General features: G+C 64.1%; 13 protein-coding genes and 1 tRNA gene. 4 read left to right on the forward strand and 10 right to left on the reverse strand.

Annotation, left to right across the window (positions count from 1 at the left end; genetic code table 11):
- Window positions 1–60 precede the first annotated feature (60 nt).
- From rplA to HMPREF3176_RS02600, 5 genes are all read right to left on the reverse strand, one after another.
- Window positions 61–780 (reverse strand): 50S ribosomal protein L1, encoded by a 720-nt coding sequence (gene rplA, locus HMPREF3176_RS02580; RefSeq protein ID WP_016664001.1) that lies wholly within the window; start codon window positions 778–780, stop codon window positions 61–63.
- A gap of 5 nt (window positions 781–785) precedes the next feature.
- Window positions 786–1,217 carry a 50S ribosomal protein L11 gene (gene rplK / locus HMPREF3176_RS02585; RefSeq protein ID WP_016664000.1) on the reverse strand — a complete coding sequence of 144 codons (432 nt, stop codon included), beginning with the start codon at window positions 1,215–1,217 and terminating at the stop codon, window positions 786–788.
- Between the two features lie 81 nt (window positions 1,218–1,298).
- Window positions 1,299–2,063: a transcription termination/antitermination protein NusG gene (nusG, locus tag HMPREF3176_RS02590; protein ID WP_070457971.1), complete on the reverse strand. Its 765-nt coding sequence runs from the start codon at window positions 2,061–2,063 to the stop codon at window positions 1,299–1,301.
- A gap of 28 nt (window positions 2,064–2,091) precedes the next feature.
- Entirely contained in the window at window positions 2,092–2,355 is a 264-nt protein-coding gene (secE, locus tag HMPREF3176_RS02595) for a preprotein translocase subunit SecE (protein WP_070457974.1), read from the reverse strand.
- 71 nt (window positions 2,356–2,426) lie between these two features.
- Window positions 2,427–2,499 (reverse strand) — tRNA-Trp (locus HMPREF3176_RS02600).
- Window positions 2,500–2,705: 206 nt separating this feature from the next.
- Here HMPREF3176_RS02600 and HMPREF3176_RS02605 point away from each other — a divergent pair.
- Window positions 2,706–3,929, forward strand: a complete 1,224-nt coding sequence (locus tag HMPREF3176_RS02605) for a pyridoxal phosphate-dependent aminotransferase (RefSeq protein ID WP_070457977.1) — start codon at window positions 2,706–2,708, stop codon at window positions 3,927–3,929.
- Window positions 3,930–3,931: 2 nt separating this feature from the next.
- Window positions 3,932–4,978 (forward strand): adenosine deaminase, encoded by a 1,047-nt coding sequence (locus HMPREF3176_RS02610; RefSeq protein WP_070457980.1) that lies wholly within the window; start codon window positions 3,932–3,934, stop codon window positions 4,976–4,978.
- Window positions 4,979–4,985: 7 nt separating this feature from the next.
- Here HMPREF3176_RS02610 and galK read toward each other — a convergent pair whose 3' ends face one another.
- A complete protein-coding gene (gene galK / locus HMPREF3176_RS02615; RefSeq protein ID WP_070457983.1) occupies window positions 4,986–6,185 on the reverse strand; it encodes a galactokinase in 1,200 nt (399 codons plus the stop codon).
- 9 nt (window positions 6,186–6,194) lie between these two features.
- Window positions 6,195–7,757, reverse strand: a complete 1,563-nt coding sequence (locus tag HMPREF3176_RS02620; RefSeq protein WP_168161937.1) for a threonine/serine exporter family protein — start codon at window positions 7,755–7,757, stop codon at window positions 6,195–6,197.
- 50 nt (window positions 7,758–7,807) lie between these two features.
- On the opposite strand from HMPREF3176_RS02620, the gene HMPREF3176_RS02625 reads away from it, so the two are divergent.
- Window positions 7,808–8,455 carry a carbonic anhydrase gene (locus HMPREF3176_RS02625; protein ID WP_070457988.1) on the forward strand — a complete coding sequence of 216 codons (648 nt, stop codon included), beginning with the start codon at window positions 7,808–7,810 and terminating at the stop codon, window positions 8,453–8,455.
- A gap of 8 nt (window positions 8,456–8,463) precedes the next feature.
- Here the strand turns inward: HMPREF3176_RS02625 and HMPREF3176_RS02630 are convergent, their stop codons facing one another.
- On the reverse strand, window positions 8,464–8,751 hold the full coding sequence (locus HMPREF3176_RS02630; RefSeq protein WP_070435468.1) for a DUF3017 domain-containing protein: 288 nt from the start codon (window positions 8,749–8,751) through the stop codon (window positions 8,464–8,466).
- 103 nt (window positions 8,752–8,854) lie between these two features.
- Between HMPREF3176_RS02630 and HMPREF3176_RS02635 the strand changes: the two genes are divergently transcribed.
- Window positions 8,855–10,321, forward strand: a complete 1,467-nt coding sequence (locus tag HMPREF3176_RS02635; RefSeq protein WP_070457991.1) for an aspartate ammonia-lyase — start codon at window positions 8,855–8,857, stop codon at window positions 10,319–10,321.
- 24 nt (window positions 10,322–10,345) lie between these two features.
- Here HMPREF3176_RS02635 and ppk2 read toward each other — a convergent pair whose 3' ends face one another.
- Together ppk2 and purH are read right to left on the reverse strand one after the other, a co-directional pair.
- Window positions 10,346–11,296 (reverse strand): polyphosphate kinase 2, encoded by a 951-nt coding sequence (gene ppk2, locus HMPREF3176_RS02640; protein ID WP_051120632.1) that lies wholly within the window; start codon window positions 11,294–11,296, stop codon window positions 10,346–10,348.
- A 137-nt stretch (window positions 11,297–11,433) separates the two neighbouring features.
- Window positions 11,434–13,014, reverse strand: a complete 1,581-nt coding sequence (purH, locus tag HMPREF3176_RS02645; protein WP_070457994.1) for a bifunctional phosphoribosylaminoimidazolecarboxamide formyltransferase/IMP cyclohydrolase — start codon at window positions 13,012–13,014, stop codon at window positions 11,434–11,436.
- Between the last annotated feature and the right edge of the window lie 25 nt (window positions 13,015–13,039).

Raw genomic sequence — 13,039 nt, forward strand, 5'->3', positions numbered from 1 at the left:
GGCCCCGCGCATTGCGCGGGGCCCACTCTTTTATGCTGTGCTCTCCGGGAGCTTCGAGGCTCAGGCCTCGTCGGTCTCCTCGGTGAGGTTGCGCGTACGGTTCACGTCGATCGGAACACCGGGACCGAAGGTCGTGGACATCGTGACCTTCGAGATGTAGCGGCCCTTCGAGCTCGCCGGCTTGAGGCGCAGGATCTCCTCGAGAGCTGCAACGTAGTTCTCCACGAGCTGCTTCTCGGTGAACGAGGCCTTGCCGATGATGAAGTGAAGGTTGGCAGCACGGTCAACGCGGAAGTCGATCTTGCCGCCCTTGATGTCGCTGACAGCCTTCGCGGTGTCCATCGTGACGGTGCCGGTCTTGGGGTTCGGCATGAGGCCACGGGGACCGAGCACGCGGCCAAGGCGGCCCACCTTACCCATGAGGTTCGGGGTTGCCACGGCGGTGTCGAAGTCGGTCCAGCCGCCTGCAACTTTCTCGATGAGGTCGTCGTCGCCGACCTCGTCGGCGCCTGCGGCGCGTGCTGCCTCGGCCTGGGGGCCGGTCGCGAACACGATGACGCGGGCGGTCTTACCGGTGCCGTGCGGGAGGTTGACGGTGCCGCGCACCATCTGGTCCGCCTTGCGGGGGTCAACGCTCAGGCGCATGGCGACCTCAACGGTCGAGTCGGTCTTCTTGGAACCGGACTTCTTGACGATGCGCACGGCATCGAGGGGCGCGTAGTGGCGACCTTCCTCAATGAGTGCGGCGGCGTCCTGGAATGCCTTTGATTTCTTTGCCATTTGGATCAGCCCTCCACCGTGATGCCCATGGAACGCGCGGTTCCAGCCACGATCTTCGCGGCGGCGTCAATATCGTTTGCGTTGAGATCGGGCATCTTGGTCTGCGCGATCTCCTTGACCTGCTCCATGGTCACCTTGCCCACCTTCTGGGTGTGGGGCACGGGTGAGCCCTTGTCAAGGCCTGCGGCCTTGAGGAGGAGGCGTGCAGCGGGCGGAGTCTTGGTGATGAACGTGAACGAGCGATCCTCGTACACGGTGATCTCAACCGGGACGATGTTGCCGCGCTGGCTTTCGGTGGCGGCGTTGTAGGCCTTGGTGAACTCAACGATGTTCACACCGGCGGCACCGAGTGCCGGGCCGATCGGCGGAGCAGGCGTCGCCTGTCCAGCCTGGATCTGGAGCTTGATAATGCTCGCGACCTTTTTCTTGGGAGCCATTGCTCTTCCTTCTTGTCGTGGTTCGGGCGGATACCGTTCGGCACCCTCCCACTACGGTCCCGCGAGTGCGGGCGGGCGTTTTCAGATCTTGGCGACCTGCTCGAAGCCCAACTCGAGCGGGGTCTCGCGGCCGAAGATCGACACGAGAACCCGAAGTTTCTGGTTGGTGTTGTCGATGTCCGCGATCGTGGCGGGCATCGTTTCGAAGGGGCCGTCCATGACGGTGACGGACTCGCCCACCTCGAACGCCGGGATGGCCTTTTCCTTGGCCTTGGAAGAAGAGGACTTCTTCTTCTCGGGGAGGTTGACCGACGGCGCCAACAGAGAGTAAATCTCATCGAACGAGAGAGGTACAGGATCGGTGCTGTTTCCCACAAAGCCGGTCACGCCCGGGGTGTCACGCACCACTCGCCACGAAGCTTCGGTGAGATCCATGCGCACGTACACGTAGCCGGGAATGCGCACGCGGCGCACGATCTTCTTTTGACCGTTCTTGACCTCGGTCGCATCCTCCATGGGCACCTCGACCTGGAAGATGTAATCCTCCATGTCCTGCGTTTCGGTGCGCGTGAGCAGCTGGGTCTTCACACGATTTTCGTGACCCGAGTAGGAATGGATGACGTACCACTCGCCGGGTGCGGAACGCAGGTGACGCTTGAGGGCCACAACCGGATCCTCAACCGCGCTCTCCGAGTTTTCGTCGAGAACGACGGGGGCCTCTGCGCCCTCGGCTTCCTCCGCGTGCGCTGCGTTTTCGGGAGCTTCGCCGCTCTCGGGGGCGTCGGCCACTTCCGGGGTGGTGTCGAGGGCCTCGTTTGCGAGGTCGTCGTGCATATCTTCTGCCACGAGTATCGTTTCCTTACTCTCGAAAATCTCAGTGCGCCGTGAACAGTGCGCGCGTGAGCGAGCCGAACACGAAGTCCATGCCGAACACGAGAAGGATCATGAACACGACGAACGCGACAACCGCAATCGTGTAGGTGACCATTTCGCGACCGGTCGGCGTGACAACCTTGCGCAGTTCCGTGAAAACCTGCTGGAGGAAGATCCAGCACGCCTTGAAGGGGTTCTTCGTGCCGATGGTCGACTCTTGCTTGAAGTCGCCACGAGTGGGGTCGGTCTCGGGGTGAACGCTCATCGTTTTCCTTCTCCATCTCGACGTCGGCAACGTGTCGATCGGGCGCTGGGGATTACCGCTTAAAGAAAAAGCAGGGCAGACAGGACTCGAACCTGCAACCTACGGTTTTGGAGACCGTTGCGCTACCAATTGCGCCACTGCCCTGTGCTTCACGAGCACTGCCCGAGGAGCGAAGCCCTCAAAAAGGGCCAGATACGATCATAGGGCAATTGAACGCCGCGGTCTAGTCACGAGGGCCCTTATCGCGATTGTGTGACGCACTCGGCTTGAATCAGGCGCTGGCGTCCTTTGCGGGCGCGTGACGCACGGGTTTCACGCGACGCTCTGCTTTTTCTGACAAGATCGAATCTATGAGCTTCGATGACTCCACCTCCACACCGCACGAACGGCGCCTTTCTGCGCGCCTCACATCGATCGCTGAGTCGGCCACTCTCGCCGTTGACGCGAAGGCGAAGGCTCTCGCCGCGCAAGGAGAAGACGTCATAGGCTTCGGCGCTGGCGAGCCGGATTTCCCCACGCCCGAACACATCGTCGAAGCTGCGATCGCCGCCGCTCGCGATCCAAAGAATCACCGCTACTCCCCCGCGACCGGCCTTCCAGAGCTCAAGGAGGCGATCGCGCACCAGACCTTTGAGAGCGACCGCGTTCGCGTCGATGCCTCACGCATCATCGTCACCAACGGCGGGAAGCAGGCCGTATACGAAGCACTCGCAGCGCTCCTCGATCCGGGCGATGAAGCCATCCTGCCAGCGCCCTACTGGACAACGTATCCGGAGGCAGTTCGGCTTGCGGGCGGAGTTCCCATCGCCGTGCGCGCGGGCGCCGACCAGGGCTATATCCCCTCGATCGAGCAGCTCGAGGCCGCCCGCACGCCGCGTTCGAAGGTCGTGCTGCTGTGTTCACCGTCGAACCCTACGGGGGCGGTCATGAGCCGCGCTCAGGTGGAAGAGTTCGGGCGTTGGGCACTCGAGAACGATCTGTGGGTGCTCTCCGATGAGATCTATCAGCACCTCGTTTATGACGGCGCGACGTTCCATTCGATCCTTGACGTGGTGCCCGAGCTCGAGGATCGCACGATCCTCGTCAACGGCGTCGCCAAGACGTTCGCCATGACCGGCTGGCGCGTCGGCTGGTTGATCGCTCCGCCGGACATCGCCCAGGGCGTTGCGCGGCTCCAAAGCCACCTGACCTCGAACGTCAACAACGTTGCCCAGCGCGCCGCCATCGCCGCGCTGACGGGCCCCACCGAACCGCTCGACACAATGCGTGAAGCGTTCGATCGGCGACGCCGCACGATGGTCGACATGCTCAGCGAGATCGAAGGTCTCACGCTGCCGACTCCTCGCGGGGCGTTCTACGCCTTCCCCGATGTCACGGGCCTTCTGGGGCGCGAGATCGACGGCACGCGCGTCACCACGTCGGCCGAACTCGCCGCACTCATCCTCGAGCGCGCCAAGGTTGCACTCGTGCCCGGGGAGGCTTTCGATGCGCCGGGTCACCTCCGCCTCAGCTATGCGCTTTCCGACGTAGACCTGGCGAAGGGCGTTGCTCGACTTCAGAAGGTGCTCGGCTAGCCATGGCAACCGTCGGAAATCCACACCCCAATCGCGAAGGCAAGCGAGACCTGCGCGCGCTGCCCAAGGCTCACCTGCACCTGCACTTCACGGGCTCGATGCGTCACGACACGTTGCAGGAGCTCGCGGCCGCACAGAAGTTGCGGTTGCCGCGCACGCTCACGGAACAGACCGCGCTCAAGGTCGAGCCGAGCGCGCGCGGCTGGTTCCGCTTCCAGCGCTTCTACGACGCCGCACGCACCGTCGTCAACAGCGAGACGATTATGCGCCGCCTCCTTCGCGAGGCCGCCGAGGATGATCTCGCCGAGGGCTCCGTACGGCTCGAGCTGCAAATTGATCCCACGAGTTACGCACCGTTCGTGGGCGGCATTACCCCCGCAATCGAGATCATCGTGGACGAGGCCCGCGCGATCGAGCGCGACCTCGGAATCTCCATGGGGATCATCGTCGCGGCGAGCCGCATGCGCCACCCGCTCGATGCCCGCATCCTCGCCCGCCTTGCCGTCAAGCATGCGGGGACCGTGATCGGATTCGGTCTGTCCAACGACGAGCGGCGCGGGGATACGAGTGCGTTTGCGGGGGCGTTCAGAATTGCCCACAACGGGGGCCTCGCCGCGATGCCCCACGGCGGCGAGCTCCTCGGCCCGCCGCACATCCACGAGGTCGTCGAGGCGTTGAGGCCCACCCGCCTCGGCCACGGCGTGCGCGCGATCGAGGATCCTCGACTGCTCGACACACTCGTGGAGCGCGACATTGCCCTCGAAGTGTGCCCGGCGTCGAACGTTTCCCTCGGCGTGTATGGCGATATCGGCGATGTGCCCGTACCGCAGCTCGCACGCTCCGGTGCCACGATCGCCCTCGGCGCGGACGACCCGCTCCTTTTCGGTTCGCGCCTTCTCGCCCAATACGAAGCCGTGCGCGCAATGGGCATGAGCGACCGAGAAATCGCCGACCTCGCCGCCGGATCAATCCGCGCCTCGCGCATGAGCGACGCGCACAAGGCAGCGCAGCTCGAACGCGTGCGCGAGTGGTACGAAGGCGCGGCTTGAGCGCGTCTTAGCGGTCTCGGCCCGCGCCGCGGCTCGGCGTTGCGAGGAAGAACGCCGGGGCGGTGAACGAGTGCTCGGCGAATGCGCGTGCCACCGCGCCCGCGACGGCCTCCACCCTGTCCGCATCGACGAGAGCGATCACGCTCCCGCCAAAGCCGCCGCCGGTCATGCGCGCACCGTGCGCCCCCGCCGCGCGCGCTGCATCGACGGCGACGTCGAGCTCGGGAACGGTGACCTCGTAATCGTCGCGTAGTGAATCGTGCGAGGCGTTGAGCAGGCCGGCAATCTTCTCGAGGTTGTCGCGGATCGAGCCCGCCTCGAGCGCCGCGGCAAATTCGCGCACGCGCTCGATCTCGTGAATGATGTGGCGGCTACGCTTTTGCACAACGGGATCGGTAAGGCCCTCGCACGCATCCAAAGCCCGCTCGAATGGCACGTCGCGCAGACTGTCCACGCCGAGCGCACGCGCCCCCGCCTCCGCTTGCGCCCTGCGCTCCGCGTACTCGCCACCCACGAGGCTGTGAGGAGCTCGCGTATCGATAATGAGCAGCTCGAGACTCTGTCCCGCGAGATCCCACGGGACCGACGTCGTCGAAAAGTCTCGGCAATCGAGTACGATGGCGTGCCCTTCCTCGCACAGGATCGAGGCCGACTGATCGAGCCCGCCGGTTGCCGCACCAGCGAAGTGCGTTTCCGCCTTGATCGCCGCGCGAATACGGTCGTGGGGAGTAGTCCCGAGCTCGCACAGCTCATCGATCGCGGCCGCGACCGCGCATTCGAGGGCTGCGCTCGAGCTGAGGCCGGCGCCGAGGGGAACGTAGCCGTCGATCAAGAGGTCGAAGCCGCACGGCGTTTCGTCCTCGAAGTGTTCCGCGAGCGCCCACACGACCCCCGCGACGTATGAAGCCCAGCCTTCGACGGCCCCCGGGGCGAGAGTCGCAACGGGCGCCTCGACCGTCTCGCCTGACTGCACGGACCGCATCCGCACGACGCCCGCGTCAGTGCGGCGTGCCGCGACGAAGCAGCGATGCGAGATCGCCATCGGGACGCACAACCCCTGCTGATAATCGACGTGCTCACCGATGATGTTCACTCGGCCGGGCGCAGAAAACACGCCTTCCGGATCGCCGCCAAAGGCCTCGCGAAATTCGCGAGCAGCCTTGTCGATTGCCTCAACGTCACGGGGAGCAGCATGTAGTTCAGTCATGCCTCAAGTCTAGAGGTGCCTGACGCTACTCATGTCCTCATCTGCGCTCTCGTCGGAGCGGATGGCCGGCATCTCGACGTCTTCGGGGTCCATTTCGACAATCTCGAATCCCGATTCGCGCGCTTCCGGCTGGAGGTTGTCGACGTCCTCGCGCCATTCCGGGCCGGCCTCAAGATCGATCGTCGGGTCAAGTTCGCCGGGATCGAGGTGAACGACTGGAATCGCCGTGGTGAGAGCGCCCGGCTTACGGCGACGCCTAAAGGTCACCATGCGGCGGCGCCGATTCGTGCTAAACGGCTGTGAAATTGCCGGCACGCGCACGCGCCCGCTCGCAAGGAGCGTCACCGCGCGGCTCGCAACGAGCTCACCGAGGATCACGCCCGCCGAAATCGCAATGGCGATCTCGCACGCCAGCAAGAGATAGCCGGCACCCGTATTGCTTCCGTCGCTCAGTCCCAGGAGGCCTCGATAAATAACCGAGCCAGGCACCATCGTGATGATCGCGGGCGCGATGAGGATGTTCACGTATGCCTTTGCGTGTTGCGAAATGGCGACCGCGAACACGCCCGTGAAGAACGCGGTAATGCCGGTAGCCCACGCGCGCTCGAGACCCGCTACCTCGATGAGGAACGATGTCGTTGCCGTGAAGCCCGGCAGGAGCGTCACCCAGTGCAAAAGCCGCGGCGGGACTTGAAAACCTACGGCGAAACCGAGCCCGATAAACGCTCCCGCAATCGCCACGAGGAGCGTCGAAATCAGGGTGGCTGGAATCGTCGACGTGATCGAGATGTCCGCGCCGACCCACTCGGCGATGAGCATGCCGCCACGAATACCGATGACAGCGCCCACGGTCAGCATGAACGTCTCGAGCACTCGCCCCGCGGCAGTCACGTACCATCCCGTGATCGCATCCTGCATCGCCCCGACCGACGTCGAGCCCGCAAGCACCATGACGAGACACGCGACAACGACGAGCGACGAATTCGCCGTCGGGTCCAGCCAGTTCACGACGAGGGAAATGAGCACCACGATGAATCCCCCCGCGATTTGCGCATAAAACACGGGAAGCCGCAGCTTGTCGAACAGAATGTAGACCTGCCACAACACGCCCGCCGCGAAAGCCGCAAAGGCTGTCACGAGAATCCCCGCGCCGAAGAACATCGCGCACGCGCCACCCATGAGCACCCACGCGAGGGTAGTCACGATCGGGCCGTAATACCGCTTCATTGAGCGCACGCGATCAACCGCGAGGAGCGCCTCGTGAAGATCCATCTCGCCCTTCACGTATTTCGTGGTGATCTCATCGACGCGGTCGAGCTTCGTGAAGTCGTACGTGTAGCCGCCCGCGGTGCTGATGCGCGTGAACGGTGCCGACTGCGTGTCCGGGTAGTAGGAGACCGACACTTCCGTGAGAGTCGTCTGCACCGACACATTTCGAATGCCGGAGGAGGCCGTCACGCGTAGCATTGTCGCGGTCACGTCGGCCGCCGCGGCACCGTTGGAAATCATGACCTCGCCAATGCGCATGGCGAGTTCGAATACCTGGTGCAGACGGGTCAGGGAAGTGCTCACACTCATATCGTGGCACACGCTCGTAGACCGCGCACGGAAAGGATCAGCGAATGACACACATCCCGATCGACGCTCGCGCTGCACTCGCACGCCTGCGCGAAGGCAACGCTCGATTTGCGAGCGGAACGACCCGTCACCCGAATAGCGACGAGGATCGACGCCTCGACCTGTCCTCGGGTCAAGCACCGTTCGCGGCGGTCCTCGCGTGCGCCGATTCGCGCGTCCCGCCCGAGATCGTGTTCGACTGCGGGCTCGGCGATCTCTTTGTTGTGCGTTCCGCTGGACAGATGGTGGAAAACGCCGTCCTTGCGTCGCTGGAATTCGCGGTGCATAAGCTCGCTGTTCCGTTGATCCTCGTCCTCGGCCACGACAACTGCGGGGCCGTCGCCGCCGCCGAAGCCCTCATGGAAGAGCGCGCCAGCGGGACGTCACTCGCCCTCCTCCCGGGACACCTCAATGCGCTTGCCGAGCAGATTTCGCGGCGTTTGGGATCCGACGCTCGCCGCGCCACCGTCGGAGAACCTCCCCTTTCCGGGGCAGACGCGCCCACGGACGCCGCTGCCGTGAATGCCGCCGCAGCGAAAACGGAAGTGTGCGTGCGTTCCCCGCTCATACGCGCGGCGCACGAGTCGGGCGAGCTCGCGCTTGCCCACGCAATGTACACCCTCGATACGGGGCGCGTCGATTTCGGCGACTAATCCACCGCTCAGAGACCGGGGCTCGAGGAGAGCGCGCAAACGAGAACGGCGAGGATGAGAATCGTCGCGACATCGATCGACCGGCGCCTCACCACGAGCGCTCCGAGAGCATCCACGGGCAGGATGAGCCGCACCACGGCGAGAGCAAACAGCAGCGCCGAGAGCGCGTATCCGGCGGTCGGGACAGAAAAAAAGACCCCGATCGGTAGCACCACGAAAAAGACAATGCCCAGCGTCACCAGCAAAAGTCGCTGGCGGTGCACGGCGGCGCCGAGGGAATAGGGCGATCGATTCACACAACCATCGTAGCCCGACGTGGTTACGCTAGTGGTGTCGCACCCCGTGCAACGCAACGACGCACTACCGCTACCAACCCACCACAAGGACGTGAACCACAATATGACCGCCGTGCGCATCGAGCATGACCTCCTCGGAGACCGCGAGGTACCAGTCGACGCCCTCTACGGGGTCCAAACCCTCAGGGCGCTCGAGAACTTTCGCATTTCCGATTTCCGCCTGAACCACTTCCCCTCGCTCGTCACGGCACTCGCGTATGTCAAGCACGCAGCGGCCCGCACCAACCAGCGACTCGGCGGCCTCGAAAAGACCAAGGCCGATGCGATCGCCCAGGCTTGCACCGAGATCGAAAACGGAGAGCATCACGAGCACTTCGTCGTCGACCTCATCCAGGGCGGCGCGGGCACGAGCACCAACATGAACGCCAACGAGGTCATCGCGAACCGCGGCCTCGAAATTCTCGGTCACGAACGGGGCGAGTACGAATACCTCCACCCGAACAACGACGTGAACTTCGGGCAGTCCACCAACGACGTCTACCCAACGGCGGTGCGCCTCGCGATCCTCTTGAGCTTCCCCGATCTTGCCGACGCGATGCAGGGCCTGATCGAGGCGCTGCGCGCCAAAGGTGACGAGTTCGAGCACGTACTCAAAATGGGGCGCACGCAAATGCAGGACGCTGTCCCGATGACCGTGGGGCAGGAGTTCCACGCATGGGCGACGACAGTGAGCGAGGACGTCGAACGTCTCACGCGAACCGCCCGATTCTTCCGGGAAATCAACATGGGTGCGACCGCGATCGGCACGGGCATTACGACCGACCCGAAGTATGCCTCGCTCGTCGTCGAGGAGCTCACGCGGATCACGGGAACGGAGTTCACGCTCGCCGCCGACCTCGTGGAGGCCACGAGCGACACGGGCGCGTTCGTCACATTTTCGGGCGTGCTCAAGCGGATCGCGGTCAAAGTCTCGAAGATCTGCAACGACCTGCGTCTGCTCTCCTCCGGCCCTCGCGCAGGTTTCAATGAGATCAACCTTCCCGCGGTCCAGCCGGGCAGCTCCATCATGCCGGGCAAGGTCAATCCCGTGATCCCGGAGGTCGTCAATCAAGTGGCGTTCCAGGTGATCGGAAACGACCTCACGGTCACACTCGCCGCTGAAAGCGGACAGCTTCAGCTCAATGCCTTCGAGCCGGTGATCGCCTACAACATCCTCACGTCGACCCGCATCATGACCCGAGCAATGCGCACACTGACGACGCGCTGCATCGAGGGCATCACCGTGAACGAGGACGTTCTCGCGGGCAACCTCGAGCACTCGATCGGGATTGTCACGGCGCTCGTGCCCGTAATCGGCTACTCGGCGTCCTCGGAAATTGCCTCGCAGGCCCTCCACACGGGCAAGTCGGTGCGCGAGATCGTACTCGAGCGCGGCCTCGTGAGCGAGGGGCACCTCGATGAGATCCTGACGCCGGCTCGCATGACCCAGCCGTACAGGGCGACCGCAACGGGGGCGATCCCCGCGCTCGACAGTTCTGACCCGATCGCCGAGGACGACCTCGAGCTTTAGCTCGGGCCGCCCCCGCTTAGCGGGCTATTCGTCGGCCTCTTCGTTCTTGCCGCGCATCACGAGCAGCGGATCGGGCGTGCCGACGACCTCGTGGTCCTTCCCCTCGTATTCGAACTGCGAGAGGAAGTACTTCATCGCGTTGATGCGAGCGCGCTTCTTGTCGTTCGAGCGGATGATCGTCCACGGCGCATACTTCTTGTCGGTGCGGCGGAACATTTCTTCCTTTGCCGCACCGTACGCCTCCCAGCGGTCGAGCGATTCGAGGTCCATGGGCGAAAGCTTCCATTGGCGGACCGGATCGAGCTGGCGGATCGCGAAGCGGGTGCGCTGCTCCTTTTGCGAGACCGAGAACCAGAACTTCGTGACGTGGATGCCCGAGTCGACGAGCATGCGCTCGAAGTGCGGCACTTGATTCATGAAGGTTTCGTATTCCTCATCGCTCGCGAAGCCCATGACGCGCTCGACACCGGCGCGGTTGTACCACGAGCGGTCGAACAGCACCATCTCGCCTTCGGTCGGCAGATGCTCGACGTAGCGCTGGAAGTACCACTGGCCCTTCTCTCGCTCGGTCGGCTTGTTGAGGGCGACGACGCGCGCCATGCGCGGGTTGAGGTGTTCGGTGAAGCGCTTGATCGTACCGCCCTTACCGGCAGCATCGCGCCCCTCAAAAATGATGATCGCTTTCTTCTTCGCGTCCTCGAGCCAGTACTGGAGCTTGAGCAGCTCGACCTGAAGGAAATACTTCTCGCGCTCGTACTCGTCGCGCTCCATGCGTGTCTCGTAGGGGTAGCCCTCCTGCCACGTGTACACGGGGTTGCCATGCGGGTCGATCAGGTCAGGATCGGGCGAGTGGCCATCGGCAACGGTATAGCCGAGTTCGCGAAGGTGCTCGATAAATTCGCGAAGGTTGCTGCTGTGCGGCAGTTCGCCGTTGAGATCGAGTTCGGGCACGGGGGCTTTCTTGCCTTTTTTCATCGCTCGTCTTTCGCTCGTGGGGGCGGGGATTGGGGTCTCAGGGCTGGGATCGACTGGCGCCGGGGCGGGGTCGATGGAAGGTTCCGACGGCTGCTCTGCTTCGGTGCACTTGCCAAAAATCCGCGCGATAAAGGCGATCAGTGCGCGAAGTGGCGAGTTCCCGTCATGTACATGGTGATTCCCGCGCTCTTGCATGCCTCGATCACCTCCTTATCGCGGATCGACCCTCCGGGCTGCACGATGGCGCTCACGCCCGCGTCGATGAGTTGTTCAGGGCCGTCAGCGAAGGGGAAGAAAGCGTCGGAAGCCGCCACCGCACCGCGTGCGCGCTCCTCGCCCTCGCCGCCGAGGGTGTTGGCGCGCTCCACCGCAAGGCGGCACGCGTCAACGCGGTTCACCTGACCCATGCCTACGCCCACGGCCGCGCCATCTTTCGCGAGCAGGATCGCGTTAGAACGGGGGGCCCGCACGGCGCGCCACGCGAAGGCGAGGTCGGCGAGGGTTGCGGCCGAGGCCGGCTCACCGCACACGAGCTCCCAGTTCGCGGGGTCGTCGCCCGGTGCCTGGTAGCGGTCGGGCTCCTGGAAGAGCACGCCGCCCCAAATCTCGCGGCCGTCGAGGGTGGAATCAGTGCGGGGCGCACCGGAGATCTCGAGGATGCGCAGGTTCTTCTTCGCTTTGAGAGCGTCGAGTGCGCCGTCCTCGTAGCCGGGGGCGACGATGACCTCGGTGAAGACCTCGCTGACGCGCTGTGCCATGTCGAGGCTCACGGGGCGGTTCGCGGCGATCACGCCACCGAAGGCGGATACCGGGTCGGTTGCGTGGGCCTTCGTGTAGGCATCGGCGATGTCGGCATCTTCGGAGGCGATGGCAATGCCGCACGGGTTGTTGTGCTTGATGATCGCGACGCACGGCTCGGGGTGGTCGAAGGCAGCGCGCAGCGCGGCATCGGCATCGACATAGTTGTTGTAGCTCATCGCCTTGCCGCCAAGCGGTTCCGCCTCGGCGAGGGTCGTCGAATCCTCGAACAGCGAACGGCTCGAATCAAGGAAGGCCTTCTGATGCGAGTTTTCGCCGTAGCGAAGCGGCGTGAGGTCCTCGTCTTCAGGATCGACGCCGAGGGCTTCGTCGGCACGGTCCGCCATCCACTCCTCGATAGCGGCGTCGTATTCGGCGATGCGCGAGAAGGCGTCTGCGGCCAGAACGAGGCGTTCTTCGCGTGTGAAGCCACCGTCGGCGACGGCTCCTTCGACCAGGTCGTACTGTTCGATGCTTGTCACCACGGCGCACGTGGAGAAGTTCTTTGCGGCACTGCGCACCATTGCGGGGCCGCCAATGTCGATCTTTTCGACGATGTCGTCGAACGATGCGCCGCTCGCGACGGTGTCCTCGAAGGGATAGAGGTTGCACACGAGCAGGTCGATCGGGGCGATCGCATGCTCCTCGAGCGCGGCGACGTGCGAAGGCTTGTTGCGGTCGGCGAGAAGACCACCGTGGATCTTCGGGTGGAGGGTTTTCACGCGGCCGTCGAGAATTTCGGGAAAGCCCGTCACGTTCTCCACGGCCGTCACGGGGATTCCTGCCTCGGCGATCGCCTTCGCGGTGGAGCCGGTCGAAACGATCTCGACGCCGTTCGCATGGAGACCGGTCGCGAGCTCGATGAGACCAGTCTTGTCGTGTACAGAGACCAGGGCGCGCGTGACGGCACGCTTGGACATGCGGGGCTCCTTCGTCGTGGTGTGA

This window comes from Dermabacter sp. HMSC08H10 (assembly GCF_001807585.1).
Taxonomy (GTDB): domain Bacteria; phylum Actinomycetota; class Actinomycetes; order Actinomycetales; family Dermabacteraceae; genus Dermabacter; species Dermabacter hominis.

What these genes read in the sequence shown, in the direction of transcription:
- secE (WP_070457974.1), bottom strand. Translation starts at nt 2,355, where the DNA reads ATGAGCGTTCACCCCGAGACCGACCCCACTCGTGGCGACTTCAAGCAA.
- HMPREF3176_RS02610 (WP_070457980.1), top strand. Translation starts at nt 3,932, where the DNA reads ATGGCAACCGTCGGAAATCCACACCCCAATCGCGAAGGCAAGCGAGAC.
- ppk2 (WP_051120632.1), bottom strand. Translation starts at nt 11,296, where the DNA reads ATGAAAAAAGGCAAGAAAGCCCCCGTGCCCGAACTCGATCTCAACGGC.
- rplK (WP_016664000.1), bottom strand. Translation starts at nt 1,217, where the DNA reads ATGGCTCCCAAGAAAAAGGTCGCGAGCATTATCAAGCTCCAGATCCAG.
- galK (WP_070457983.1), bottom strand. Translation starts at nt 6,185, where the DNA reads ATGACTGAACTACATGCTGCTCCCCGTGACGTTGAGGCAATCGACAAG.
- purH (WP_070457994.1), bottom strand. Translation starts at nt 13,014, where the DNA reads ATGTCCAAGCGTGCCGTCACGCGCGCCCTGGTCTCTGTACACGACAAG.
- HMPREF3176_RS02605 (WP_070457977.1), top strand. Translation starts at nt 2,706, where the DNA reads ATGAGCTTCGATGACTCCACCTCCACACCGCACGAACGGCGCCTTTCT.
- HMPREF3176_RS02635 (WP_070457991.1), top strand. Translation starts at nt 8,855, where the DNA reads ATGACCGCCGTGCGCATCGAGCATGACCTCCTCGGAGACCGCGAGGTA.
- rplA (WP_016664001.1), bottom strand. Translation starts at nt 780, where the DNA reads ATGGCAAAGAAATCAAAGGCATTCCAGGACGCCGCCGCACTCATTGAG.
- HMPREF3176_RS02625 (WP_070457988.1), top strand. Translation starts at nt 7,808, where the DNA reads ATGACACACATCCCGATCGACGCTCGCGCTGCACTCGCACGCCTGCGC.